A 24,671-nucleotide genomic window follows, 5' to 3' on the forward strand; every position below is an offset into this window, starting at 1 on the left:
TGCTTATCTATCTTTACAGTTTGGAAAGCGCTGGAATAAGTAACTTTGTGTTTTAAAAGCTAGGAATTGAGATGCAAGAACTACCCGTTATAGCAGCCGAACCAGCTGCGCCAAGAGTGAAAAAACCCGACTGGCTTCGCGTGAAGCTGCCCATCGGGGAGAGTTACAGACAGGTAAGGAACCTGGTAGATACCCATAAGTTACATACCATCTGCGAAAGCGGTAACTGCCCTAACATGGGCGAATGCTGGGGAGCCGGCACCGCTACCTTTATGATACTGGGCAACGTGTGCACCCGCAGCTGCGGTTTCTGCGCCGTAGCCACCGGTCGACCCGATGCGGTAGACTGGGACGAACCGCAACGTGTAGCTGAAGCCATCATGCTGATGAAAGTGAAACATGCGGTAATTACTTCTGTGGACAGGGACGAACTGAAAGACGGCGGCTCCATCATCTGGGCCAACACCATCAAAGCAGTGCGCGCCCTGAACCCGAACACCACCATGGAAACACTGATTCCCGACTTCAGGGGCCAGTGGGAAAACCTCCAGCGCATCATTGAAGTAGCGCCGGACGTGGTGAGCCACAACCTGGAAACCGTAGAACGCCTCACCAAACAGGTGCGCATCCAGGCAAAGTACCACCGCTCCCCGGAAGTGATCCGTCGCCTGAAAGAAGGCGGCATGCGTACCAAAAGCGGTATCATGCTGGGCCTGGGCGAAACCAAGGAGGAAACGATCCAGAGCATGCAGGACCTCCGGGACAACGGTTGCGATGTAGTAACCCTGGGCCAATACCTGCAACCCACTCCCAAACACCTGCCGGTAGTACGCTTTGTACACCCCGACGAGTTTGCGGAACTGCGTGAAGCCGGTTACGCCATGGGACTTGATTATGTGGAAGCTGGTCCGCTGGTACGTTCTTCTTACCATGCGGAGAAACATATCTTCAGCGGAAGAAAATAGGTTTAGATCAAATAAAAGAAACGGCCGGTACGAGTGTACCGGCCGTTTCTTTTATCTTTGCATGACAAATACATGCAAATACACACCACCCTCCAAAAAGGCTCCTACCACCCACAACACAACGAAGATTTCCTGATTACTGCTAATATTGGCCATGGCCGCCTGCTTTGCGCCATTATGGACGGCTGCACGATGGGGATTGACAGCCATTTCGCCTCCACCCTTACAGGAAAAGTGCTGCGTAGAATAGCCGTGGAACATGACTATCGGGCGTTTTACGAAAATGGACAACCTCCCGTAATAGCCGATCAGCTTAAAGCCATCTTGAAGGAATTAATCAGCACTTTAAAAACGGTAAAGCAACAATTGCTGCTCGACCCCAAAGAGCTCCTGACCACCCTCCTGCTGCTCATTACGGACAACAAACACGGACAGCTGTTGGCCATCGGCGACGGCGTGGCGCATATCAATGGTCAGCTGACAGTATTCGACCAGGATAACCGTCCGGACTACCTCGGATATCACCTTGAAAAAGACTTTGAAGACTGGTATGGCGCACAAACACAACGCCTGTACTTCGAACAACCCGAGGATGTGAGCATTGCATCCGACGGGGTGCTGCTTTTTGAGCGAACAACGGCCGAAATATCTAATATCAATCCAATGGAATATTTGTTGCGGGACAGCAGTCGCGCGGACAAAGCGGATATGTTGGAATTAAAATTAAAAACGTTGGAGTTTGAACATGGACTGGTACCGGGAGACGATTTGGCAATTATTCGTTTATTGCGGACTGTCCCAGCGCATTAACGCTTCCTGCGCATATTTCTGTGCAAGGTCGTCGATCTCACCGGGGGTGGGATGCAATGCAATTCGCCGGACAGCAGCCAGTAATGCAGAGTTAAGATAGGTAACGGGCGTGTATACAATTAGTGCGGATATCGTCCAGGCTTTCCAGACATCATCATTCGTAGCGAAAATATCCAGTATCCAGGAGTGAGTTCATTAGCGTATTCGCCCAACTTGTTGGCTACGTCGCTGAAGATAGGCCAGTTAGTATCCTGCAACCATTCCAGCAACTCAGCGGCACAGGGCCGAATCTCTTCCCAGCTGGCCTGTTGCAGTAAACGGCCAGCCTCATCGTCACATTTGTCACGCGGAACAAAACGAGGTAAGTGTTCATTTATCTTTTTGAATATTGCTCCGGCTCCTCCGTCACATTCACCTTATACTTCAAATCAAACACCCCCACTCTTTAAAATTCCTCATCCCCTCCTCCAACGTCATCGCATTTTCCTCGGAAAAGCGCTCCGGTAAACAATCGCCATCATCTTCCCAAAAACATACGGGGCAGATTTCGAGTTGTAAACGGTGTGCTATCGTACGATAACCGCAGCAACAGCAGGGCTCGTACAACGATGGTTCACCATCGATCTCAATCTCCTGTTGCTGGAGCGCAGACAGTTTCTTTTCTATGTAGTCGTTGCGCACGGGCAACAGTTGCGCACGCAGGTAGTTTATGGCGTCTCTTTCTTCGGACAGGGTTGCTTCGTCCGCCAGTCCGATTGTTCTGGCAATGGCTTTTCTTTCCACGGCGGACAGTTGCGTAAGCCGGTGCGCGGCCAGCAACTCCTCCGCTTCTTCCCTCGTAATACGCTTTTTCATCTATGTTTGGTGTGTATATATTTCGTGGTGAAAATTAGTTATTAAATTTTACAAGCGGAAAAAATTGCTGCCGTCACCGCGCTAATTTAGCGCCATGAACAAAGCGTCCATCCTCGTCATCGCGCTATTTAATATCGCTATCACCGCCAGTGCACAACTCCGCTGGAAGCCATCCGACCGGCATAATGCCGGCCTCCCGTCCACCATACGTGTTTACGAGACCACCGATTCGCTGGACGGCAAAGCCTTCCGCGCTTTTTATCTCGAAGCCGATCTGTACGATCCCAAACTCGATGTGTATACCCGCGTGGGTAACGGCAAACGTTATACGCCCTCACAGTATGCCGAACAGGAGGGCGCGCTGGCAGTCGTAAACACCACGTTCTTCTCCTTTGCCGATAACAGCAACCTGAACATCGTCATGCACAAAGGAAAGGTATTGGCGAACAACCCAAAAGGTCATTATCTGAAGCGCTCCGCTACCGACAGCGTAATGGTATACCCCACCCGCGGGGCTTTTGGAATCGATAAACGTGGAAACGCAGATGTAGCTGGGTGTATAACGTAGGCAAAAAGCAACGCGCCTATGCATACGATTTGCCCAATACTGAGAACAAAGAACCCGGCAAACGAGGCGCCCACCGCTGGAGAATGCAGGAGGCCGTGGGTGGCGGACCGGTATTGTTGAAAGACGGAAAGCCCTTCATCACCAGTAAAGAGGAAGACCGCGCCGGCGGACTGGAAGCTATGCATCCTCGTACCGCTATCGGCTACACGAAAAGTGGAAAGCTCATCATCCTGGTGGTGGAAGGTAGAAACAAAGGTATCGCAGAAGGCGCCAACTTCCCGCAGATGGCGAAGATCTTCGCCGACCTTGGTTGCGTGGAAGCCCTGAACCTCGACGGCGGCGGTTCTTCCTGCCTGTGGGTGAATAATATGAACACCATTAAAACATCCGACAAAGAAGGGCAACGCCCCGTTCCGGCGGTGCTCGTCATCAAACAAAAACAATAATTACTTCCTCTCCCGCCGATGGCCTTCCTCATCAAAGGTTTCGTGCAGGTACCATTCCGTATAACCCGCCATCAGCAAAGCGCTGATAATTACCGGGCCAATCGTAAGGTATAAAAACAGGTCGGTTTGTTTTTTAAAGATGTAACCCATCATTAAACCGATAAGCAGGAGCGCTATGCCCGCACGCCGGGAAAACCAGGCGGCATATTGATTGGCGCTGTCCCACATTTCCTTGTTCTGGGTAGATAAAAACGTACGATACCCGTACCACGCTTTGGTGCTTTTGGGCGGAAACCGGCGAATGAGCAAACCCATTAACAGGAATAACAAACCGGCCAGGAGACTGGCATTGAACCAGGGGCTGTACACAAGTTTTTCCATCGTGGATAGCGTTTAAACAGAAATGTGTCCCTTGCAGCGCATGGCACAAGGGACATTCCGGCTATCTTAATTTACGTAGAATTATTGGTTTTTGGTGGTATCCGTTGTAGTACCCTTCTTTTTCACCAGGTTGTTTAACGCACCTTTCAGGGAATTACCGGCTGCTTTACCGGCGTTCTGTAAGTTGGAAGTAGAATCCTTTTTACCCAGCAGCTGGTTCTTTACTTCGTCCTTCAACGCAGTTACTGCCTGGTTTTTACGGAGTTAAGACTGTCTTTTACGACTGCTTTCGCAGAATCCACTTTAGCCTGCACCAGCGCCGTCGCCTGGTTTTTCAGGTTGGCCGCCACACCGGAAACAGATTCCCGCAGGTCGGTTTTCAGGGATGGTTTCATGATACTGCCTCCCATTGCCACCTGCAGGTGTACACTGTCGCTCAGCTTCACCGGGATGCCTTTATTGTTCGCCTGCGACACCATGTTATCGATCAGCGAAGTACCTTTTGAACCGATCACGCTGCGGGCAAGGCAATCTGCAAGGTATAATCGAGGCTCTGGTCAAATCCGTGCGAACCGCCCACCAGCATATTCATATTGCCCAGTTTTACGCGGAAAGGATTAACCGTTACACGGCCGTTCTGGAACGCGATGTAGTTTTTATATCTTTCACTGAAATGTCCTGCAAGGCAGCTATATTCAACTGGTTGGCCAGTTGATCGAGCGGCGCAAACTTCTTCAGTACACCCCGGATCAGCAACAGGTTGCCTTCACCGTTCAGGGTGTTCAGAACGGGCGACATATCCTGTCCCAGTTTACCATTCACCGAGAGTTGCGAACTGATTTTACCGCCGAGGAACTGCGCGATCGGCATCAGTTTTTGTACGGTGTTAAACGCCGGGAAGGTTTGCTGAATATCCAGCTCCTTTACGTTATATGTGAGGGCAATATCCGGATTCTTTTTACTGGTTTTGGTAGAATAACTGCCGCTGATGTCCATGCTGCCCTGCAGTGCGTTACCCTTGATATGATCAAGCTGCACGGTCTGATCGGCGATGTTAAGCGTACCGCTCAGGTTCGTCAGGTCCAGTTTATCGTAATGCACTTTATCAGCTTTGGCAGCGATCTTAAAATCAAGGTTGCCCGGTACAATAAAAGGCTCAGAAGCGGCATGCACTGTATCCGCCGCAGCCGGTTTCGCAGCAGTTGTTTCGCCGGTAGCCATCCATTTATCAAGGTTGATGTAGTCCGCTGACAAATTGAGGTGCCCGTTCAGCGGATCGTTTTTCAGCACATAGGCCAGCGCATTGTTTACTTCGCCGGTTGCATTGAAGTTGGTTCCCGGTACTGACCCGCAAACTGTTTTACGTTCAGGTTTTTAGGGGTGAACTGCGCCTGCAGCTCGTTTACTTTTACACCATCCGGGTAGTCTTTGCTGCTGTACAACATATTTTTGAGGATGATGGCGCCCTGTGCATCAAACTTATCGTACTGCGATTTTTCAATGGCGGAAAGGAAACCTTTCGCGGCAATGTCTGCATCCAGCAAACCTGCCAGTTTGGTACCCGGTTCGAGTTTATAGAACTGGTTCACCGTGGCCAGGTCCAGTTTCGCTTTGGCAGCGGCATCAACATATAAATCAGATACGGGTGTTTTTACGAGCAAACGCAGATCCACCGGCGCGCTGTCCATTTCGAGATGCGCCTGCGGCATGTTGATCACGGTATGATCGGGCACACCGTCCGGGTTGGTCACGTCTACCACCAGCTGAATATTTTTGATCGGCTTAGGCAGATCGGGGTATTGTACAAAACCATTTTTAACAGACAGGTTGATGCCGAACCCGGGCATCATCGTAGGTGTGTACTCCCCTTTCACATAACCGGAGAAAGATGTGCTGCCACTGGTTTTGATCTTCTCCAGGTCTGCCGTAAAAATGCTGGGCACCAGCGAAAGAATATCTTTAAAATCAGTAGAGGGCGCCTTAAACCGGATATCCATGCCGTAGGTAGAATCTGTCAGCAGCCGGAAAAATCCTTCCGTCGCCAGTTTCAGATTATTGATGGCTATTTTATCTGTCTTAAAAGTATAAGTACTGGTTTTGTTATCGATATTAATATCCGCATCCATCGACGCTTTTACGTTGTGGAGGTAAGGAATGAGGCCAGACAGAAAGCTGATGCCGCCGATGCTGGTCTGGGTTTTCAGTGTAAATACATCCTGTGTGAAATCACCTTTACCGGAGTGATCGAGGTCGTCGATCTGCAGGGTCATGCTGCCCGGGCGGTCGGTATAAGTAATGAACGCATCTTCGATGGCATACTGCTGGAGGCTCAGCGCGAATTCGCCTGCGCTGGTATCCACTTTTTCGGGAGTGGCGGCGGTCGTGGTGTCAGGTTTCATGATGTCCCAGTTCACGGCGCCATCGGCATTCACAATAGCATGTATGCGCGGGTTTTTCACCAGCACGCTGTATACTTTAATATTGCCGCCTTTGATCGCGCTCATCAGGTCCATCGCAGCTTCCACTGTTTACAGCCACCAGCGTATCGCCCTCGAACGGGGCAACACCTGTTACGGAAAATTCCTTTAACGCCACGGCCAGGCGGGGAAAACGGCGGATCAGACTAATGTCCACGTCTTTGAAATCCACCTTTGCATTCAGTTGCTTATTCAGCTCCTCCTTCACCTTTGCCATAATTTTCCCTTTAAAGAAGTAGGGGATGGCGATGAGCAGGGCGATTAAAACGACGAATGTTATCCCTGTCCACTTAAATATCTTTTTAAGTTTCAGCTTCATAGGTATGCCTGATTTTTCAAATAATGCATGAAGATATAACTTTTCCCTGTAACGTGAAATCGGCCTGCGTATTGCAGAAAGCCGGATTTCGTACTTTTGCAGCGGAACAGTTAAACTATACATGACACCAGAACGCAACGAACGATTACTAACGGCTTTAAAACAACGACAAACCGACCTGACGGTGGTACTGGAAAATGTGGAAGACCCGCATAATATTTCAGCGGTGATGCGTACCGCCGATTCGGTGGGCATCCGGGATATTTATGTGCTCACCACCCGGATTCCCCGCCACAAGAATTACGGGCACCGCAGTTCGTCCAGCGCAAAAAATGGTTGACCATGCATGAATTTGACAATACGGAGGAGTGTGTAGCAGCCCTGCGCAAAAAGTACGACCGCATCCTCACCACCCACCTGAGTTCCGACGCCATCAGTTTATATGACATTGATTTTAAAGGTTCCATCGCCCTGGTGTTTGGCAGCGAACGTTTTGGGGTAAGCGAGGAAATGCGCAAGCTGGCAGACGGGAACTTTATTATTCCGCAGCTGGGCGTCATCCGCTCGCTCAACATTTCGGTGGCCTGCGCCGTTAGCATATATGAAGCCATGCGCCAGAAGCAGCTGGCCGGTCATTATAGGGAAAGCCGCATGCCCAGGGAGCAATATGACACTTTGTGGCAGGAATGGGGTTTCAAAGCAGAAGATATGAAGGAAGAAGAAATGGACAAGTGAACTGTCACCATTAAAAGCGCACGAAATGAGAAAAATCTGTCTGATAGCCGCATTGTTATTGAGCACGGACCTGGCATTTGGCCAGAAGTCCATTCCCAGTCTAAAGATAGCCGACCTGGAAAAACTGGTGCAGTCGGGCGACAGCGCCTACGTAGTGAACCTGTGGGCCACCTGGTGCGCGCCGTGTGTGCAGGAGTTGCCGCACTTTGAAAAACAGGCGCGGGTGCTGAAAGACAAGCCCGTGAAGTTTATATTCGTCAGCACGGATATGAGCGACGCCTATCCCCGCGACATCGCCACTTTCGCCAAACGCCGCAAGATCCGCTCGTCGGTAGTATGGCTGAATGAGCCCAACGCCAATAGCTTCGCCACCCGCATAGATCCGCGGTGGAAAGGCAGCATCCCCTGCACGATTTTCATCAACCCGAAAAAGAATTACAGGAAGTTTGTAGAAGGTCAAATGAGTGCGGAAGCACTGAAAAGAGAAGTGGATGCCCTGTTATAAAGGCAACCGCTCCAATTCCTCCACCACGTTGCTGATCGGGAGTCCCATTACATTATAGAAACAACCGTTGATTTTATCGATGCCCACTGCGCCTATCCATTCCTGGATTGCATATGCGCCCGCTTTATCGTACGGTTTGTAGGTATCTACATAAAACTCTATCTGCGAGCGCAGCAGCGGCTTAAAATGTACTTCGGTAATCTTGTAAAACTCTTTACTGCCGTGCGGATGTTTAATCACCACGCCGGTAATCACCTCATGCGTTTGCCCTTCGAGAGAAGTCAGGATGCTGATGGCGTCGTCGCGGTCCTTCGGTTTGCCGATCACATCACGATTGAGCACCACTACGGTATCCGCGGCAATGATAATATCATCTTCCTTACACAGGTCCTTCACCGCTTCGGCCTTTTTACGGGCAATGTGCACGGGAATGGAGGAAATGGGCAATGTGGGAGGGTACGTTTCCGCGGTTTCCACCACTTTTACTTCGAACGGTATACCGGCCTGCTCCAGTAACTGCTTGCGTCGCGGCGACTGGGAAGCCAGGATGACAGGCTTTCCTGAATACATTTACAATAACAATTTAAAGAAGATCATCGATAAGATGCCCGTCAGCATCAATACTTTCACCAGTGAGCTTACCCGGTGGTAATGCTCCGGCAGATGCGCCTTTTGCAGCAGCCGCAGGATATAAAATCCCGGCGCCTGCACAAATAACAACAGGTAAGCAATCGCCCAGAACCAGCCGGCAAAGCCGACTCTTATTTCTACTAAGATGATCAGGCCCTGCAGTGCAATGAGCAGCGCGTAACAGAGACGTTTGGCCGGCTCCACGCCCCAAACGATGGGAATGGTGCGGCAACCGTCCTTCGCATCCCCGATCATGTCCTCGAGGTCCTTCACGATTTCGCGCACCATCGAAATAAGGAACGCGAACAGCGCGTACACGCCAATAATCTGTATCAGCTTGCGGCCCGCAGGCGACATGATCGCCTCAAAGCTCTCATAAATCTGCCTTTCGTAAAAACCAACTACTACTACAGACAAGGCAGTGAGGAAGGAAATCACGATATTGCCGATCAGCACCTGGCGTTTAAACGAGGTAGAGTAAAACCAGAGCAACAGCGACGATAATACCTGCACAAAACCCAGGTAAATCTGCCCGATGTTCCAGGCCAGGATAAACCCCATCGACACGCCCGCCATGTTTAACAGCGTATGCCAGGCCATGGCCCAGCGGCGGTTGATAATCTTATCCACCACCATTTTATCTGGTTTATTAACAATATCTATATTGATATCGAAATAGTCGTTGATGATGTACCCCGCGGCGGCCACGATGACGGTGCTGAGTACCAGTACAATAAAATACGGCAATGGCAGGGAGGGTTCGCTGCCATTGTAACGTAGCACCGGCGTCACTACGCAGTACTGCAGCAAAAACTGCGTCAGCGCAATGTAAATGAGGTTCGGATACCTGATGAGTCGAAAGAATGCTGCCGTGAGCTTCATTATTATTTTTTACGGGTTGCAGCAAATGTAAGGGAAAATCTATTTGGACGCGATGGAGTCGTCGATGATCCAGTGACCGTTTAGTTTCAGTACTTTTTCGATCACATCGCGTACGCAGCCCTGGCCACCGCCCAAAGGCGAAATGTAGCGTGAAATGCTTTTTATTTCCGGGCAGGCGTCGGCGGGACAGGCAGCGAGACCCACGACTTTCATGGGTTTGTAGTCGGGAATGTCGTCGCCCATGAACATCATCTCGTCCCAGCGCAGGTCGTGCAGCAGGGCATATTCTTCCAGTTGTTCCTTTTTATCGTATACACCGGTGTAAATGTCTTTTATGCCGAGCCCTTGCAGCCTGCTCACCACGCTCTCCGATTTGCCACCGGAAATAATCACCACGCGGTAGCCCATTTTTACGGCCAGTTGCAATGCATATCCGTCCTTGATATTCATTTTGCGCGAAAGCTCGCCGCCGGGCAGCAATTGCACCGTGCCGTCGGTAAGTACCCCGTCAACGTCAAACACAAATGTTCTGACGGGTTTAAAAAGTTCCAGTACGTTCATTTCCTTGTCTGTGCTAAAGCGGCAAAGATAGTTTATAAATACTCTCGGACAGCACCGGATATATCTTTGCCATAGCGGGATAATTGGCCAGCTGCGCGAGGTGTAAAGCCATGGTTGCCTTGTCGTTCCGCAGCGCCGGGCCGGTTTGCGCCTGCTCGGGGGCATGCGCTCGAGGCGGGCGAAAGTTTCCTGTATAATGGGCTGCAACAGTTGAAAATCAAGTTGTTCCTTTTCGCAATACGACTTCGCGAGCGCAATCAGGTGATTGGTAAAGTTGTTGGCGAATACCGCGGAAAGGTGCATACGGAGGCGCTGCTCCGAGTTCATGACGGTCAGGTTTCCCGAAATACCCTGGGCCAGCGACTGCAGGCGGCGCAGCACATCGTCGGCCGAGGCTTCTATTAATAATGGTATCACCGGGTAACTTTTGTTCTCCTTGCGGATGGATTGCAGGGGGTAAATAACCCCGGTGGCGGTAGATATCTTGCTGATAGCCGATAAAGGCACTGCGCCCGCGGTGTGTGCCACGATGCGGCGGCCAAGACGGAGCTGGTCGTTCAATTCCGGGATCACGGCGTCGCTCACCGCCAGCAGGTACACATCGGCCTCCATGTAAATCTCCGTCAGGTCGTTGGTGTAATTGGCGCCGAGCTGCCCCGCCAGCTCGGCGGCATGTTCTTTTACGGCTGATTACCTGCTTAATGGAATGACCGTGCAACTTTAAAAGCGTACCAAAACAGTGGGCCACATTCCCCGAACCGATAATAACTATATCCATCTCGTGTGTATTTTAAAATATTATATGCGGCCGCCCGGCTGCGGGGGCGGGCCATGGAGCGGGCTTAACCACACATACGCGTCCAATTTACAACGGATTGCGATTCCTCCCCTATTTTTTATATCAACCTACTTTTTTATATACTTGCAAAATCCGGAGTTGTATCTTTTAACGAGATTTTCCGTATTTATATATTATAAAGCTGGCGTTTCATGGCAAAAAATCTGGTAATAGTAGAGTCCCCGGCCAAGGCTAAGACTATCGAAAAGATACTGGGAAAAGATTTTGAAGTTACTTCCTGCTTCGGTCACATCCGTGACCCGGAGAAGGATGATATGGGAATTGATATCAAAAATAACTTCAAACCGAAGTACATCATCCCCGAGGAGAAGGAAAAAGTGGTAAAGGACCTCAAAAAGATGGCCAAAGAAGCCGACGAGGTTTGGTTAGCAACGGATGAGGACCGTGAGGGGGAGGCTATCTCCCGGCACCTGGCCGAGGTGCTCGGACTGGACCCTATCACGACCAAACGTATTGTGTTCCATGAAATTACCAAGCCGGCCATCGAAAAAGCGGTGAACCAGCCCCGCCTTCTCGATATGAACCTCGTCAACGCGCAGCAGGCCCGCCGTATTCTGGACAGGATCGTGGGTTTTGAGCTCTCTCCCGTTTTATGGAGAAAAATGAGCATGCGCAACTCTCTTTCTGCCGGTCGCGTACAATCCGTTGCGGTTCGCCTGATCGTGGAGCGCGAGCGCGAAATCAACCAGTTCTCCGCCACCAGCGCTTTCAAACTCGAAGCTTTCTTTACTGCGAAAGATATTTCCGGGAAGTCCGTAACGTTTAAAGCCGACGGCCCCTCCCGCTTTAAAACTGCGGAGGATGCAGAGACCTTTCTACAGAGCTGCGTTGGCGCCGCCTACTCGGTAAAAGACATCCGGTGAAGCCTGGCAAAAAGTCGCCTGCCGCACCGTTTACCACTTCTACCCTGCAACAGGAAGCCAGCCGCAAGCTGGGCTACAGCGTGTCTAAAACGATGTTGCTCGCCCAGAAGCTATACGAAAGCGGTAAAATATCATATATGAGAACGGACTCGGTAAACCTGTCCGACACCGCCATGGCCGATATCAGCAAAGAAATTACCGGCCAGTACGGCGAAAAGTACCTGCAGACCCGCAAATACAAAAACAAAAACGAGAGCGCGCAGGAAGCGCACGAAGCAATTCGTCCCACCTACATGGAAAACCATACCGTGGACGATAGCGACACCCGCCGCCTGTACGAGTTGATCTGGAAGCGTACCATTGCCAGCCAGATGAGCGACGCCGAACTGGAAAAACCATCGCCAAAATCGACATCAGCACCAATCATGAGGAGCTGACTGCCAGCGGTGAGGTATTGAAGTTCGACGGCTTCCTCAAAGTGTACCGCGAAGACCGCGATGACGAAGACCTGCATGAGGAGGAAGAACAGGAAGGCGTACTGCCTCCCCTGGCCGTTAAACAACCGCTCGACCTCCGCGAAATGAAGGCCACCGAAAGGTTTACCCGCCCTTCTCCACGCTACACGGAGGCCAGCCTCGTAAAGAAACTCGAGGAACTCGGCATCGGCCGCCCGTCTACCTACGCGCCCACTATCACTACGATACAGAAGCGCGCCTACGTGGAAAAACGGGACAAAGAAGGAGTTAAACGAGAGTTTCGTATCTTAATATTGAAATCGGACAAGATCGAGAAAACGGCCGATACCGAAAACACCGGCGCCGAAAAGGCAAAACTGTTCCCCACCGATCTTGGCATGATAGTTACAGACTTTCTGAACCAGTACTTCGATTCTGTGATGGACTATGGCTTCACTGCAAAAATTGAAGGGGAGTTTGACGAAATCGCCAACGGTAACAAAGTCTGGAACAAAATGCTCAACGAGTTTTACAATCCTTTCCATAAGGATGTAGAAAACACGCTCGAAAAAGCAGAAAGAGTAAAAGGCGAACGGCAGCTGGGCACCGACGCCGCCACCGGTAAACCTATCGTAGCGCGTATGGGCCGCTTTGGTCCCATGATCCAGATCGGCAGCGTGGAAGATGAAGAGAAGCCACGCTTTGCAAAGCTCAAAAACACCCAGAGTATCGAAACCATTACGATGGACGAGGCAATGGAACTGTTTAAGCTGCCGCGCAACCCGGGCTTATTCGAAGGTGAAGAAGTAGTGGTGAACATTGGCCGCTTTGGCCCGTACGCCTCCCACGCCAAACAGTTCTATTCCCTTAAAAAAGAAATGGACCCATATACGGTGGAACTCGAAGAAGTAGCACCGCTGATCGTGGAAAAACGCACGGCTAAGTCTGAACGTACCATTAAAGTATTCGAAAAAGAAAAGATACAGATTCTGAAAGGTCCCTACGGCCCGTATATTAAACAGGGCCTCCGGAACTTCAAGATCCCTAAAGAAAGAATAGATGCCGCCGCGGATATTACCGTGGAAGAAGCCAAAGCCATTATTGAAGACGTGAAGGCGAATCCACCTAAGAAAAAAGCCGCAGCAGGCCGCAAGAAGAAATCGGAATAGTTGATAGTTGAAGTTGTTCATGGCTGTTATAAACGCAACAGGACCGGCCCTTCACCTGCCAACAGTTTATAGTAAACCATCATCAACGACGAACGCATGCGTGAAACCAAAGAAATAAACGCCCTGTTCCACCTCCCGGACGATCCCGATCAGGAGGTGTACGATACAGTGGCCAACAAGATACTGCTGTTCGGAAAGGAAATCATACCCAACCTGGAACACCTTTGGGAAACTACGCTCGACGAAGGTATACAGGAAAGGATCGAAATGCTCATCCACCGCGTTCACTATATGGACCTCCAGGATGCGCTGACCGACTGGGCCGGCAACGATAAGCCGGATCTCATGAAAGGCGCCATCCTCACCGCCCGCTATCAATTCCCGGACCTGAGCCCTGCGCCCATCATCTCGGAAATAGAACGCATCAAACGAAACATCTGGCTCGAACTGAATAACTACCTTACCCCGCTGGAACAGATCAATGTGCTGAACAGCATGATCTATAATTACTTCGGACTTAAAGGCGAGGAAATTTCCTACCAGCGAAAGAACCAGTTCTTCATGAACCAGGTGATCGAAAGTAAAAAGGGAAACCCGATCACCAACGGCATCATCTACCAGGCCCTTTGCGCCATGCTGGACCTGCCTGTGTACGCGGTAAACATTCCACGGCAGTTCATTCTCGCGTACTACGACACCTTCTACGACTTTTCCAGCCCGGAAAATGATGATTTCCGCATCCTGTTCTTCATCGATCCCATACAGGGGCAGATTTATACACAGCAGGACGTGGAAACGTACTTCCGCCGGGTAGCCGTGCATCCGCTGCCGTCCTATTACCGGCCGCAGTCGAACAAACGGATCATCCAGTTCCTGCTGGAGGAGCTGGGTAAGTGTTTTCTGCACGAAAAAGACGATTACAAGCACAGCGAACTCACGAACCTATCTTTGATCGTAGCGCCTTAAAAACAACCTTAAAATCATAAAAAGGGGAACATGTTATGAACATGTTCCCCTTTTTCGGCAGATTTAAATGCCCGGACAAAAATTAGCTCTGTGGCTTATAATATTTCATTGCCTGAGGCAGCAGGCGCTTAATTTCGGAAATACGTCTTTCGTCGCTCGGGTGCGTACTCAGGATCTCGGGTGGTTTGCTGCCACCAGAAGCTGCCGCCATACGCTCCCAGAAACCCACGGCTTCGTTGGGGTTGTAACCAGCCAGCGCCATAAACACCAGGCCCAAACCATCTGCTTCCAGCTCGTTCTGGCGGGAGTAAGCGTTCAGTCCCAGGGGACCGCCAATGTTGAAAGCCTGTAAGAAGATATTCTGCGCCTGTGCGTTTTTGCTCAACGCTACAGAACCTGCCACCTGAATACCTTGCGCCACCATACTCTGGCTCATACGCTCGTTACCATGGCGCGCAATGGCGTGCGCAATTTCGTGGCCCATTACACAAGCCAGCGCGGTTTCATTTTTAGTTACCGGTAACAGGCCGGTGTACACAACAACTTTACCTCCGGGCATACACCAGGCATTCACCTGGTTGTCCTGCACCAGGTTAAATTCCCACTGGTAGCCCGCTAATTCGTTACCATGCCCTTGTTGGGTAAGATAAGTCGTTACTGCGGCAGCAATACGCTTACCAACACGCTGCACCATCTCCGCATCTTTGCTGGCAGAGGCAGCCACGGTTTTGTTCGTTGAAAGGAATGATTTGTACTCGGTAAGCGCCATGCTCTGCATAGTAGCTTCCGGGATGAGGTTCAACTGCTTTCTGCCGGTAATCGGCACACGGGCACATGCTGCTAAAAGACTTGCTCCAGCTATGAATACAAGCGATGCTTTTTTCATTGATGTTAGTTTATAGATCATAAGGTGCGCAAAAATAAATTAATCCAACACAGGTATGTTGGATTAACTCAATTTCTTTTAAAAGAGACGCACAATTTATGCCAAACCCTTTTACCCGTATGTAGTAATGCTTTATTCTTCGTCGCGGCGGCGGCGGAGACCTCTGCGGTTTTTAAAGAGGGGAACTTTGCTCTCGGTACCTGTAAGCAGGCGGGCAATATTTTTCTGGTGTGTTAATACCACCATCAGCGCTACGGCAATAGCGAATATGCGGTAGTACAGTTCTTCTTCCTTAAAGATGAAGAGGATCAATACGGGGAACGCAATGCTCGCAATGATAGAGCTCAGTGATACATATCTTGTTAAAAAGAGGATCAACAGAAATACACCTACGCAGCTCAGCGCCACCCAGGGTTGAATGGCCAGCACCATGCCAAACAGGGTAGCGATGCCTTTACCGCCACGGAAACCGGCCCATATCGGGAACACGTGTCCTAATACCGCAGCGAGGCCCAGGCCAATTTGCAGGTTCACGAGTTGTGTAAGATTATCAGGTTGCTGGTAGTATGGAATTAAGAGGGAAAGTTTAATGGCGAGGATACCTTTCAACATGTCCACCACCATTACGAAGGTACCGGCTTTAGGACCCAGTACGCGGAATGTGTTGGTAGCGCCGGCATTACCGCTCCCGTGCTCACGGATGTCGATACCGAAAACCCCTTTACTAACCCACACGGCAGTAGCGATGGAGCCTATCAGGTAGGCGCATATTAAAAGCAATAATTCTGTCATCAACAATAAGTTAGAGTGCTAAGATAGTAAATTAGTTGTTAAAAAGAAGCGAAAAGTTAAGATTTTTTTAATATAATCAATAATCAATCAGATCATTAGATATACTATTTAATCTACATTAGTTATTCTTCGCCTTAAATTGCATCGCTAACCAGTTCTCTTTCTGCGCTTTACGCTCAAAGCTGAAACCGTTAGCCACTGCTGCGTCTGTTATAACAGGTTCGTCTTCAGTTAATATGCCGCTCAATATTAAAAGCCCGTCTGTTTGTAATAACCTGCGCATATCTTTCATGAAGCGCAGTAAGATGTTGCGGTTAATGTTCGCCAGTACAATATCGTACGGCCCCGTTACCCCCTCCGGGCTGTCTGCCTGCCACACCTTCACCCTGGTACTGCCATTGGTTGCTACGTTCTCTATAGCGTTATTCACTGCCCACTCGTCGTTGTCTATCCCGTCTGCCCGCTCCGCCCCCAAACGCTCTGCCAGTATGGCCGGGATGCCGGTACCGGTGCCGAAGTCAAATACGGTTTTACCTGTAAACGAAATATCCCGCATCAGCCGGATCATGGAAAACGTGGTGGCGTGGTGCCCGGTGCCAAACGACATCTTCGGCGTAATCACGATCTCATGTTGCACTTGTTGCCCCATGGGCGCGTGAAAATCGGCGCGGATGCCGCAGAAGTCGTCGACCAGTACCGGTTCGAAATTACTTTCCCATACGGCGTTCCAGTTCGTATTGGCAATAGTCTCTTTGGTGTAGTTCAGTGTGTGTTGGGCCAGAACGGCCTGTAATGCCTGCTCATCAAATTTATCCACCGGAATATAAGCCACTAATTGCTCGTGCGTTTCCTCGAACCCTTCGTATGATGCATCTGCCAATTGTGCTATCAGTATGTCTTTCAGCTCCTCCGGCAATGATATGGTTATTGCGATATGCGACATGATAGGTGCAAAGATAACAAATTATGCATGCAAGTCAAGTATGCGAACTTCCATTATATGTTGATAGACTTATAATGAGTTCTTTATCAATAGTAAATTAACCTTAAAAATACTCGCCCCGAAAACACAAACATATAAATACATATTATTATATTTGAGTTCCTAAATTAACCGATATCCTATGAAAAAGCTCATGAGCCTCTGCCTGGGTGTGCTCTGCTTTTCCGCGGCGCACGCACAGCGGGAAATAAAGGTAGAACCGCAGGAAACCGCCGATACACTCACCTACACCACCCGCACCTTTGTGCTTACCATCCAGAAGTCTGACGTGGACGATTATCTGAAAACGCTGGACACCGTTCTAAAAGAAAAGAAATATGACCACGGTGTTTACCGCAACATCCAGTTTTCGCCATTAAAGCCGCAGGACGTACGCACACATTATAATCTCGTCAACAAGTTCTGGAACACTTCACGCAGCAATATGCTCGCATACGACGTGGCCCGCTTTACGTTGTTCTGGGCAGAAGATGAGGGCATATTAATGCCTTACCTCGACGAAATAATTCCCGACCTGCTGCAATATGGTCGTATTAAGGTGACCGAAAAAGGCAAGCTGCCCGCACAGAAGTACCAGATATTTTATGAAGATATTGACGGCAAAACGTTCCGCATTTATAAGTCGACTACCGGTAAAGTGATCTGGAAAGAAAGTGAATTTTTTATGGAGCAGTTTTCCGCCAAACGCTAAGACAATTTTTTACTAAACATTCTCCAATGGGCATGATCATTAACCTGCTGCAGGTGGGCGCCGGCGAGCTTGACGCTATCCTCAAAAATCCGGGTCTGCTGGAACTGCGGCTTAGCGAAAAGGAAGCCGATTACAACGGCCATGTGGACCTCGATAAAGCCTGGGACGGGCTGCTTTACCTGCTTACGGGTTATGGCATCATGGATATTGAAAAGGCGGAACAGCAACTGGCGCAGGCACTGTTCAGCGGGCAGATCATCGACGAAAAACAAGATCTGGGACTGGGCCCTGCCCACTATCTCACGCCAACGCAGGTACGGGATGTATATTCACGCCTGGAGCGAATCACGGCCGATGAACTGCGGAAGCGTTTTGACCCGGGACAAATGAGCACACTTAAAATTTATCCGCGCATGTGGGAAGATGGTGAAGAGGCATTTGATTACCTGAGCAACAATTTCGAAGTAATGAAAGCATTTTATAAAAGCGCCGCGGAGAAACGCAATGGCATGATCACCTATTTAAACTAGTTGCCATGACGATGGCAATGCCGGCGACGGCTGGCTAATCTACGTACTATTTGCCATAGTATAATTTAGATTAAGAGAGGGGCTGGCTTTTGCCGGTCCTTCTTTTTTATTCCGGGGCAGGCCAATGAAAAAGGGCAGGCTGTTAAGGCCTGCCCTTTCGGTATTGTTGGTAAGTTATGACTATTCCTGGTCGTCGAATTTCATCGGCTGACCTTCCTGTCCACCCTGACCTTCCTGACCATTGCGGGGGCCACGGTCGCCACCGCGATCGCCACGATCATTGAAGCCACGGTCGCCACCGCGATCACCAAAGCCGCGACGGTCACCACCCCTGCCGCGGTCACCACCACGGTCGCCACGATCACGACGGTCGCCACGATCGCCGCGGTCACCACGGTCTTCGCGCTCTTCGCGTTCTACATAGCCTTCAGGTTTTGGCATCAGTACTTTGCGGCTCAGTTTGAACTTGCCGGTTTTAGGATCGGTGCCGGTGAGTTTCACCTTCACTTTTTCGCCTTCAGACAGTACACCTTCCATTGTTTCCAGGCGTTTCCAGGAAACTTCGGAAATGTGCAGCAGGCCTTGTTTACCAGGCAGGAACTCTACGAACGCGCCATAAGGCATGATTGACTTAACGGTAGATTCGTATACTTCGCCTACTTCCGGAACAGACACGATGCCTTTGATCCAGGCGAGTGCTTTGTCCAGGTTTTCTTTCTGTGTAGAGAAGATGCTTACTTCGCCTTTTTCACCAACTTCTTCGATGTTGATCGTAGTACTGGTTTCGCGCTGGATCTCCGGATCACTTTACCACCGGGTCCGATTACGGCGCCGATGAATTCGCGATCGATGATCAGTTTTTCCATACGCGGAGCCTGTGGTTTAGGCTCAGGACGGTAAGCTGGTTGTGCTTCGTACATGGCGTCCAGGATATGCAGACGACCAGCGCGGGCTTGTTCCAGCGCTTTACGCATTACATCCATGCTCAGGCCATCTACTTTAATATCCATCTGGATACCGCAGATACCATCGCGGGTACCGGTTACTTTAAAGTCCATGTCACCGAGGTGGTCTTCATCACCCAGGATGTCTGTCAGTACCGCCCAGGCACCGTCGGAAGAACGGGAGATAAGGCCCATTGCCACACCGGAGATGTGTTTAGGTAAAGGCACACCCGCATCCATCAGCGCCAGTGAACCGGCACAAACGGTAGCCATGGAAGAAGAACCATTCGACTCAAGGATATCGGAAACTACCCTTACGGTGTAAGCGTAATCCGCACCCGGCATCATGATTCTCAGGGAACGCATGGCCAGGTTACCGTGACCCACCTCGCGACGGCCGGGGCCGCGCATTGGTTTTACTTCACCGGTAGAGAACGGAGGGAAGTTATAGTGCAGAATGAATTTAACATAGTTAGACACTGCAGCGCTTTCGATCAGCAGTTCGTCTTCCGGCGTACCCAGGGTAACAGTAGTCAGTGACTGTGTTTCACCACGGGTAAACAGGGCCGAACCGTGCGGAGAAGGCAGGTAATCAGTTTCCATGGCCAAAGGACGTACCTGGTCGAGGCTACGGCCATCGAGACGGGTTTTCTGGTCCAGGATCATGTTACGGATCACTTCTTTTTCCACATCGTGCAGGTATTTACCTACCAGCGGCTTGTCTTCGTCCGGCAGTTCTTCACCGAGGAATTCGGTGAGTTCTTTACCGATAGCGGAGAAAGCATCGCTGCGATCGTGTTTGCTGAGGGCGGATTTTGCTACGTTCAGGATTTTCTCTGAAGCAAATGCTACGATTTTAGCTTTCAGTTCCTCGTTAGCGTATGGTTTGGTGTATTCGCGTTTGGTGCCGGCATTCACCAGGTCACGCAGTTCTTCCTGCGCTTTCACCTGTACGCGGATAGCAGCGTGAGCAGCTTCAATAGCGGCGATCATATCGTCTTCGCTACATTCCTTGCTTTCGCCTTCCACCATCATGATGTTCTTTTCAGTGGCGCCCACGATAAAGTCCATGTCTGCACGGGCGAGGTCGGTACGGTTGGGGTTGATCACGTACTTACCATCGATGCGGGCAACGCGTACTTCGGAAATAATTTCCTGGATGGGCACATCAGATACTGCGAGCGCGGCAGATGCAGCAAGGCAGGCCAGTGCATCAGGAACCACTTCATTGTCAGAAGAAATCAGGGTTACCAGTACCTGCACTTCGCAGAGATAATCGTCGGGGAACAAAGGGCGCAATGCGCGATCGATCAAACGAGATATCAGTACTTCATAATCGGAGAGGCGGCCTTCGCGTTTGAAGAATGAGCCAGGAATACGGCCCGCGGAGGCGAATTTCTCATTATAATCCACCGTTAATGGGAAGAAGGATTGGCCGGGTTTGGGCTCCTTGGAAGCCACCACAGTAGCCAGCAGAACAGCATTCCCCAGGCGAACCGTTACCGCACCATCGGCCTGACGGGCCAGTTTGCCCGTTTCAATGGTCACAATACGACCATCACCTATATCAAATTTAACCGAAGTAGGTGTGAGATTCATAAATGATGAGAGTTAAAAGGTACACATACAAAAAAACTATTCCCAACTATTAATAAGTTGGGAATAGTACTATAATAAGATCCAGATTACTTTCTGATACCTAACTTCTCGATCAGGGCACGATAGCCGCCGAGGTTGGTTTTAGACAGGTAAGAGAGCAAACGCTTTCTCTGACCTACCATTTTCATCAGGCCGCGGTGTGTGGAGAAATCTTTTTTTATTTTGCTTCAGGTGAGCAGAAATGCTAGTGATACGCTCTGTCAGCAGCGCGATCTGTGCTTCTACAGAACCGGTATTTTTTCGCTACCACCGAACTCTTTAAAAATGTTAGCTTTCTTTTCTACAGTTAAGTAAGACATCTTGTAATAAATAATAATTTAATTAGTCGCTATTTTTCCGGTGCAAAGGTAAGAAGATATAATTCAAGTTCCAAATTTATGAAACCCACTCATTATTAACAACTTACAAGAAACAGCGAACCAGCGTTTTAGTTATATGAGTATTTGTTTATGCAAAGTTAACAGCAGCGTTATCCACCACCTGCCCGTTTTCTGTACGCAGCACCCTGGAAGGGAATTTCTGCAATACGATATAGTCATGCGTAGCCATTACCAGCGCCGTACCATCTTCGCGGCAGATGCGGAACAACAGCTGCATAATACCGTCCGATGTTTCGGGGTCCAGGTTACCGGTAGGCTCATCCGCCAGTATCAGTTTGGGAGAGTTAAGCAAGGCACGCGCAATATCCACACGCTGCTGCTCACCGCCCGACAACTCATAAGGCATTTTAAAACCCTTGGTCTTAAGCCCTACTTTATCCAACACATCATTGATCTTCTCCTCCATCTGCTTCTGGTCCTGCCAACCCGTTGCCTTGAGCGCAAACTTCAGGTTATCGTGCACGTTACGGTCCGTCAGCAGCTGGAAGTCCGGAACACCACGCCCAGGTTGCGGCGCAGGTAAGGAACCTTCTTCCAGTCCATCTTCTTCAGATCAAATCCCACTACCTGCCCCATGCCCTCGCGGAGCGCCAGATCGCCATACAGGGTTTTTAACAGGCTGCTTTTGCCCGTACCGGTTTTACCGATCAGGTACACAAACTCGCCCCTGTTGATGGTGATGTTCACGTCGGAAAGGATCAGGGAGTTACCCTGATATATATTCGCATTGGTCAGTTGTACTATGGGTTGATCGGCCATCATCTCGTTTGAATATTGGGTTTAGTTCAACAAAAATAACTATTTAAAAAATAAGTATTTGTCTGCCAAGGTATTTTTTACAACTAAAAATTAAGTTTGAAAACTAAAGGCATAGTTCTATATTTGTTATAGATAACCACCTTTCAAAAATAGTGAGCAACATGAAAACATTGACTAAAGCCGAAGAACAGATTATGCACGCGTTATGGAAACTCGGCCCCTCGTTCGTGAAAGACATCATCGACGAGCTGCCGGAACCCAAGCCGCACTATAATACCGTGTCTACCCTGGTAAAGATACTGGTAGATAAAGGTTTTGCCAATTTTAAAGCATACGGCAAGTCGCACCAGTACTTCGCCCTGATATCGAAGGACGAGTACAGCAGCCGGACCATGAAAACGTTTGTGAAGGGATACTTCGAAGGATCATTCACCAACATGGTTTCTTTTTTCGTGAAAGAGAAAGATTTAAGCATCAACGAACTGGAAAGCCTGTTGAAAAAGATCAAGGACACTAAAAACTGATGAGCCATGACACCCTTTATGGTATACTTGATAAAGGTGATCGCCTGTTCCGGCATCCTGTACGGTTATTATTATGTAGCCCTGCGGAATAATAAATTCCACCAGTGGAACCGCTATTACCTGCTATTATCCACGTTGCTCTCGCTGGCCCTGCCGCTGTTGCGTATCCGGCTGCCGTTTATGGAAGAAGAATCCGCGTCTACCGTATATGCCTATACTTCACAACTGGTTATTCTCCGCGAAACGGTATTGCCCACGGCTAAAAAGATGGACCTGTTCGACTGGAGCAGCCTGCTGTACCTGCTGATCCTCGCCTTTTTGCTGATCCGCATTGCCGGAGCTGCTGGAAGATCATGTCTATCGTGCGCAACAATCCCGTGCAGTATGTAAAGCCTTACTGGTTCGTGGTGTCCGAAAAGGTGATGTCGCCCTTCTCCTTCTTCCGCTACATTTTCTGGAACAGGGAAACGCGGCTGGAAAGTCCGGAGGGACAGCAAATCCTGCAACACGAACTCGCGCATCTCACCGAAAAACACAGCATAGACAAGTTATTGCTGGAAGTGATTACGGCCTTTTGCTGGATTAACCCGTTTTTCCACTTGATGAAACGCGAACTGGCGCTGATACATGAATTTATTGCGGACAAAAAGCCTCGGCCAATGGCCAGGTGGCCGCATACGCCCGGACCATACTGCAGATGGCGATGGGTAACGCACAGTTCACGCTGACCAATAATTTTTTCCACCCACCGATCAAAAGAAGAATTATTATGCTTACGCAATCCAAACAACCCAAGTTCAGCTATCTGCGGAGAGTGATGATCCTGCCATTGGGCGCGGTGATTTTTGCGTCCCTTTCGTTTGTGGTAGACAAAAATGATATTGCGGACCTGAAAGCCGCCCTCACCCCCGCACCTAAACCGGTTGCAGTAGCCCAGGTGCAGGAAACGCCCGTACAACCCGCCTTTTCTTCTACCGCTATGAAGAAAGTGGAAGCAGCAAAACCAACGTTCGTTGCAGTAAACGGCGACAAGCTGGAAGGTGTAGTCAGCAGCAAAAGCGGCAAACCGGTGAAGAACGCCACCATTCTTGTTAAAGGCACGCAAAGCGGTACGATCAGCGAATCGAATGGCAGCTTTTCTCTGGACGGCCTGCCCGACAACGCTACGATCGTGGTATCTTCTATCGGGTTCGTTACCCGCGAAATTCCGCTGAAGAAAGGGACTTCGAATATATTGATACAACTGGAACGGGAGACTAAAGAAGTGGGCGAAGTAGTGGTAGTAGGTTACGGCGCCGAAGGCGACTATGCACCTGAAGACGAGCCACAGGAGCCCGCAAAGAAAAAAGAGGTATTTACCTTTGTAGAGCAGCCACCCAAGTACCCGGGCGGTACGCAGGAACTGAACCGCTACATGGCGCGTAACATCCGCTACCCCCACGCTGCCGTAAAGGGCAACATCACCGGTACGGTGTTCGTAACGTTCGTGGTAGACGAGCAGGGCAATATCACCGAAGTAAATACGGTGGGTAAACCCCGCGGCGGCGGACTGGAAGAAGAAGCGATGCGCGTGGTAAAAGGTATGCCGAAGTGGGAACCGGGCAGACAAAACGGCCAGACGGTATCCGTGCAGTTTAACCTGCCGGTGAAGTTCCAGCTCCAGAAAGAAACGAAGCCCAAACAGCAAACGACTACTACAGCGGCGCCTAAACAGGACGCAAATGAAGTATACACATTTGTACAACAACCACCTAAATATCCCGGCGGCGAATCTGAACTGCACAAATACCTGTCAAAAAACATACGTTACCCGCATGATGCTGTTGAAAAAGGCTCATCGGGCACCGTATTCGTGAGTTTCGTGGTGCAAAAGACGGCAGTCTTACCGATATTAATACAATTGGCCCAAAGAAGGGTTATGGCACGGAAGAAGAAGCCATCAGGGTCGTAAGGAGCATGGACAAGTGGAATCCGGGCCAGCAGGGCGGCAAGGATGTGGCGGTAGCATTTAACCTGCCGATCAGGTTTACTTTACAGGATTAGCATATATTCGTACC

At 49.9% G+C, this 24,671-nt stretch carries 37 protein-coding genes; 18 read left to right on the forward strand and 19 right to left on the reverse strand.

From position 1 onward, the window contains the following. The first annotated feature begins 71 nt into the window (after positions 1-71). Together lipA and MKQ70_RS18620 are read left to right on the forward strand one after the other, a co-directional pair. Positions 72-965, forward strand: a complete 894-nt coding sequence (gene lipA / locus MKQ70_RS18615; RefSeq protein ID WP_248073318.1) for a lipoyl synthase — start codon at positions 72-74, stop codon at positions 963-965. A 72-nt stretch (positions 966-1,037) separates the two neighbouring features. Further along, positions 1,038-1,775, forward strand: coding sequence for a protein phosphatase 2C domain-containing protein (locus tag MKQ70_RS18620; protein ID WP_248073320.1), 738 nt, complete (start codon positions 1,038-1,040; stop codon positions 1,773-1,775). Between the two features lie 119 nt (positions 1,776-1,894). On the opposite strand, the gene MKQ70_RS42365 is transcribed toward MKQ70_RS18620, so the two are convergent. Continuing rightward, on the reverse strand, positions 1,895-2,164 hold the full coding sequence (locus MKQ70_RS42365) for a DUF5071 domain-containing protein (RefSeq protein WP_372490124.1): 270 nt from the start codon (positions 2,162-2,164) through the stop codon (positions 1,895-1,897). Between the two features lie 34 nt (positions 2,165-2,198). Further along, on the reverse strand, positions 2,199-2,630 hold the full coding sequence (locus tag MKQ70_RS18625; protein WP_248073321.1) for a CPCC family cysteine-rich protein: 432 nt from the start codon (positions 2,628-2,630) through the stop codon (positions 2,199-2,201). Between the two features lie 94 nt (positions 2,631-2,724). Here MKQ70_RS18625 and MKQ70_RS18630 point away from each other — a divergent pair, with 94 nt between their 5' ends. Further along, the gene (locus MKQ70_RS18630) at positions 2,725-3,198 is read left to right on the forward strand and encodes a hypothetical protein (RefSeq protein WP_248073322.1); all 474 of its coding nucleotides are present in this window, start codon (positions 2,725-2,727) and stop codon (positions 3,196-3,198) included. Then, on the forward strand, positions 3,186-3,644 hold the full coding sequence (locus MKQ70_RS18635; protein WP_248073323.1) for a phosphodiester glycosidase family protein: 459 nt from the start codon (positions 3,186-3,188) through the stop codon (positions 3,642-3,644). Before MKQ70_RS18630 ends, MKQ70_RS18635 begins: the two co-directional genes overlap by 13 nt. Here MKQ70_RS18635 and MKQ70_RS18640 read toward each other — a convergent pair whose 3' ends face one another. From MKQ70_RS18640 to MKQ70_RS18665, 6 genes are all read right to left on the reverse strand, one after another. Then, on the reverse strand, positions 3,645-4,025 hold the full coding sequence (locus MKQ70_RS18640) for an SdpI family protein (RefSeq protein ID WP_248073324.1): 381 nt from the start codon (positions 4,023-4,025) through the stop codon (positions 3,645-3,647). Between the two features lie 81 nt (positions 4,026-4,106). Continuing rightward, entirely contained in the window at positions 4,107-4,262 is a 156-nt protein-coding gene (locus MKQ70_RS18645; RefSeq protein WP_248073325.1) for a hypothetical protein, read from the reverse strand. Between the two features lie 5 nt (positions 4,263-4,267). Beyond that, entirely contained in the window at positions 4,268-4,540 is a 273-nt protein-coding gene (locus MKQ70_RS18650; RefSeq protein ID WP_248073327.1) for a hypothetical protein, read from the reverse strand. A 109-nt stretch (positions 4,541-4,649) separates the two neighbouring features. Next, positions 4,650-5,315 carry an AsmA family protein gene (locus MKQ70_RS18655; protein WP_248073329.1) on the reverse strand — a complete coding sequence of 222 codons (666 nt, stop codon included), beginning with the start codon at positions 5,313-5,315 and terminating at the stop codon, positions 4,650-4,652. Between the two features lie 17 nt (positions 5,316-5,332). Then, positions 5,333-6,550, reverse strand: a complete 1,218-nt coding sequence (locus MKQ70_RS18660; RefSeq protein WP_248073330.1) for a hypothetical protein — start codon at positions 6,548-6,550, stop codon at positions 5,333-5,335. Further along, on the reverse strand, positions 6,501-6,821 hold the full coding sequence (locus tag MKQ70_RS18665; RefSeq protein WP_248073332.1) for an AsmA family protein: 321 nt from the start codon (positions 6,819-6,821) through the stop codon (positions 6,501-6,503). The genes MKQ70_RS18660 and MKQ70_RS18665 overlap by 50 nt, the downstream gene beginning before the upstream one ends. 121 nt (positions 6,822-6,942) lie before the next feature. Here MKQ70_RS18665 and MKQ70_RS38830 point away from each other — a divergent pair, with 121 nt between their 5' ends. Genes MKQ70_RS38830 through MKQ70_RS18675 form a run of 3 tightly spaced genes read left to right on the forward strand, consistent with a single transcriptional unit; the run spans position 6,943 to position 8,061 of the window. Next, positions 6,943-7,161: a TrmH family RNA methyltransferase gene (locus MKQ70_RS38830; RefSeq protein WP_282456595.1), complete on the forward strand. Its 219-nt coding sequence runs from the start codon at positions 6,943-6,945 to the stop codon at positions 7,159-7,161. Between the two features lie 2 nt (positions 7,162-7,163). Further along, positions 7,164-7,556, forward strand: a complete 393-nt coding sequence (locus MKQ70_RS18670; RefSeq protein WP_282456596.1) for a TrmH family RNA methyltransferase — start codon at positions 7,164-7,166, stop codon at positions 7,554-7,556. Positions 7,557-7,581: 25 nt separating this feature from the next. Then, positions 7,582-8,061 carry a TlpA family protein disulfide reductase gene (locus MKQ70_RS18675; protein WP_248073334.1) on the forward strand — a complete coding sequence of 160 codons (480 nt, stop codon included), beginning with the start codon at positions 7,582-7,584 and terminating at the stop codon, positions 8,059-8,061. Here MKQ70_RS18675 and MKQ70_RS18680 read toward each other — a convergent pair. The 3 genes from MKQ70_RS18680 to MKQ70_RS43280 are packed head-to-tail and all read right to left on the reverse strand — an operon-like array spanning position 8,056 to position 10,746. Next, entirely contained in the window at positions 8,056-8,631 is a 576-nt protein-coding gene (locus tag MKQ70_RS18680; protein WP_248073336.1) for a Maf family protein, read from the reverse strand. The genes MKQ70_RS18675 and MKQ70_RS18680 overlap by 6 nt on opposite strands. Then, on the reverse strand, positions 8,632-9,573 hold the full coding sequence (locus tag MKQ70_RS18685; RefSeq protein ID WP_248073339.1) for a geranylgeranylglycerol-phosphate geranylgeranyltransferase: 942 nt from the start codon (positions 9,571-9,573) through the stop codon (positions 8,632-8,634). A gap of 39 nt (positions 9,574-9,612) precedes the next feature. Continuing rightward, positions 9,613-10,746 (reverse strand): DUF2520 domain-containing protein, encoded by a 1,134-nt coding sequence (locus MKQ70_RS43280; protein ID WP_248073342.1) that lies wholly within the window; start codon positions 10,744-10,746, stop codon positions 9,613-9,615. Between the two features lie 378 nt (positions 10,747-11,124). On the opposite strand from MKQ70_RS43280, the gene MKQ70_RS38835 reads away from it, so the two are divergent. The 4 genes from MKQ70_RS38835 to MKQ70_RS18705 all read left to right on the forward strand — a co-directional run bounded on the left by MKQ70_RS38835 (position 11,125) and on the right by MKQ70_RS18705 (position 14,446). Then, the gene (locus MKQ70_RS38835) at positions 11,125-11,856 is read left to right on the forward strand and encodes a type IA DNA topoisomerase (protein ID WP_282456597.1); all 732 of its coding nucleotides are present in this window, start codon (positions 11,125-11,127) and stop codon (positions 11,854-11,856) included. After that, the gene (locus MKQ70_RS38840) at positions 11,853-12,293 is read left to right on the forward strand and encodes a DNA topoisomerase (RefSeq protein ID WP_308199070.1); all 441 of its coding nucleotides are present in this window, start codon (positions 11,853-11,855) and stop codon (positions 12,291-12,293) included. The genes MKQ70_RS38835 and MKQ70_RS38840 overlap by 4 nt, the downstream gene beginning before the upstream one ends. A gap of 17 nt (positions 12,294-12,310) precedes the next feature. Continuing rightward, positions 12,311-13,480, forward strand: coding sequence for a topoisomerase C-terminal repeat-containing protein (locus tag MKQ70_RS38845; protein ID WP_282456598.1), 1,170 nt, complete (start codon positions 12,311-12,313; stop codon positions 13,478-13,480). Between the two features lie 96 nt (positions 13,481-13,576). Continuing rightward, positions 13,577-14,446, forward strand: a complete 870-nt coding sequence (locus tag MKQ70_RS18705) for a transglutaminase-like domain-containing protein (protein ID WP_248073344.1) — start codon at positions 13,577-13,579, stop codon at positions 14,444-14,446. A gap of 82 nt (positions 14,447-14,528) precedes the next feature. Here MKQ70_RS18705 and MKQ70_RS18710 read toward each other — a convergent pair whose 3' ends face one another. The 3 genes from MKQ70_RS18710 to prmA all read right to left on the reverse strand — a co-directional run bounded on the left by MKQ70_RS18710 (position 14,529) and on the right by prmA (position 17,067). Continuing rightward, positions 14,529-15,332: a M48 family metallopeptidase gene (locus tag MKQ70_RS18710; RefSeq protein WP_248073346.1), complete on the reverse strand. Its 804-nt coding sequence runs from the start codon at positions 15,330-15,332 to the stop codon at positions 14,529-14,531. A 132-nt stretch (positions 15,333-15,464) separates the two neighbouring features. Beyond that, positions 15,465-16,124 (reverse strand): glycerol-3-phosphate 1-O-acyltransferase PlsY, encoded by a 660-nt coding sequence (plsY, locus tag MKQ70_RS18715; RefSeq protein WP_248073348.1) that lies wholly within the window; start codon positions 16,122-16,124, stop codon positions 15,465-15,467. A gap of 118 nt (positions 16,125-16,242) precedes the next feature. Then, positions 16,243-17,067 carry a 50S ribosomal protein L11 methyltransferase gene (prmA, locus tag MKQ70_RS18720; RefSeq protein ID WP_248073350.1) on the reverse strand — a complete coding sequence of 275 codons (825 nt, stop codon included), beginning with the start codon at positions 17,065-17,067 and terminating at the stop codon, positions 16,243-16,245. A gap of 181 nt (positions 17,068-17,248) precedes the next feature. On the opposite strand from prmA, the gene MKQ70_RS18725 reads away from it, so the two are divergent. Further along, the gene (locus tag MKQ70_RS18725) at positions 17,249-17,818 is read left to right on the forward strand and encodes a hypothetical protein (RefSeq protein WP_248073351.1); all 570 of its coding nucleotides are present in this window, start codon (positions 17,249-17,251) and stop codon (positions 17,816-17,818) included. Between the two features lie 26 nt (positions 17,819-17,844). Beyond that, the gene (locus MKQ70_RS18730) at positions 17,845-18,348 is read left to right on the forward strand and encodes a YfbM family protein (protein WP_248073353.1); all 504 of its coding nucleotides are present in this window, start codon (positions 17,845-17,847) and stop codon (positions 18,346-18,348) included. Between the two features lie 180 nt (positions 18,349-18,528). Here MKQ70_RS18730 and MKQ70_RS18735 read toward each other — a convergent pair whose 3' ends face one another. The 5 genes from MKQ70_RS18735 to MKQ70_RS38855 form a co-directional block, all read right to left on the reverse strand. Next, entirely contained in the window at positions 18,529-19,023 is a 495-nt protein-coding gene (locus MKQ70_RS18735; RefSeq protein ID WP_248073356.1) for a S1 RNA-binding domain-containing protein, read from the reverse strand. Between the two features lie 59 nt (positions 19,024-19,082). Further along, on the reverse strand, positions 19,083-20,891 hold the full coding sequence (locus MKQ70_RS18740) for a polyribonucleotide nucleotidyltransferase (RefSeq protein WP_248073358.1): 1,809 nt from the start codon (positions 20,889-20,891) through the stop codon (positions 19,083-19,085). Between the two features lie 86 nt (positions 20,892-20,977). Then, a complete protein-coding gene (locus tag MKQ70_RS43285) occupies positions 20,978-21,112 on the reverse strand; it encodes a 30S ribosomal protein S15 (protein WP_443657945.1) in 135 nt (44 codons plus the stop codon). 286 nt (positions 21,113-21,398) lie between these two features. Next, positions 21,399-21,794, reverse strand: a complete 396-nt coding sequence (locus tag MKQ70_RS38850) for a cell division ATP-binding protein FtsE (RefSeq protein WP_308199072.1) — start codon at positions 21,792-21,794, stop codon at positions 21,399-21,401. A gap of 11 nt (positions 21,795-21,805) precedes the next feature. Continuing rightward, the gene (locus MKQ70_RS38855) at positions 21,806-22,093 is read right to left on the reverse strand and encodes an ATP-binding cassette domain-containing protein (protein WP_282456599.1); all 288 of its coding nucleotides are present in this window, start codon (positions 22,091-22,093) and stop codon (positions 21,806-21,808) included. Between the two features lie 158 nt (positions 22,094-22,251). Between MKQ70_RS38855 and MKQ70_RS18760 the strand changes: the two genes are divergently transcribed. Genes MKQ70_RS18760 through MKQ70_RS42390 form a run of 5 tightly spaced genes read left to right on the forward strand, consistent with a single transcriptional unit; the run spans position 22,252 to position 24,657 of the window. After that, positions 22,252-22,614: a BlaI/MecI/CopY family transcriptional regulator gene (locus MKQ70_RS18760; RefSeq protein WP_248073364.1), complete on the forward strand. Its 363-nt coding sequence runs from the start codon at positions 22,252-22,254 to the stop codon at positions 22,612-22,614. Between the two features lie 6 nt (positions 22,615-22,620). Continuing rightward, complete coding sequence (locus tag MKQ70_RS18765; protein WP_248073366.1) at positions 22,621-23,004, forward strand: hypothetical protein; 384 nt, start codon at positions 22,621-22,623, stop codon at positions 23,002-23,004. After that, on the forward strand, positions 22,977-23,342 hold the full coding sequence (locus MKQ70_RS18770) for a M56 family metallopeptidase (protein WP_248073367.1): 366 nt from the start codon (positions 22,977-22,979) through the stop codon (positions 23,340-23,342). Before MKQ70_RS18765 ends, MKQ70_RS18770 begins: the two co-directional genes overlap by 28 nt. Then, entirely contained in the window at positions 23,312-24,565 is a 1,254-nt protein-coding gene (locus MKQ70_RS18775; protein WP_248073368.1) for a TonB family protein, read from the forward strand. The genes MKQ70_RS18770 and MKQ70_RS18775 overlap by 31 nt, the downstream gene beginning before the upstream one ends. After that, on the forward strand, positions 24,514-24,657 hold the full coding sequence (locus MKQ70_RS42390; protein ID WP_372490126.1) for an energy transducer TonB: 144 nt from the start codon (positions 24,514-24,516) through the stop codon (positions 24,655-24,657). The genes MKQ70_RS18775 and MKQ70_RS42390 overlap by 52 nt, the downstream gene beginning before the upstream one ends. The last annotated feature ends 14 nt before the right edge of the window (positions 24,658-24,671 follow it).

Origin of the sequence: Chitinophaga sedimenti, assembly GCF_023156195.1 — a bacterium.
GTDB lineage: Bacteria > Bacteroidota > Bacteroidia > Chitinophagales > Chitinophagaceae > Chitinophaga > Chitinophaga sedimenti.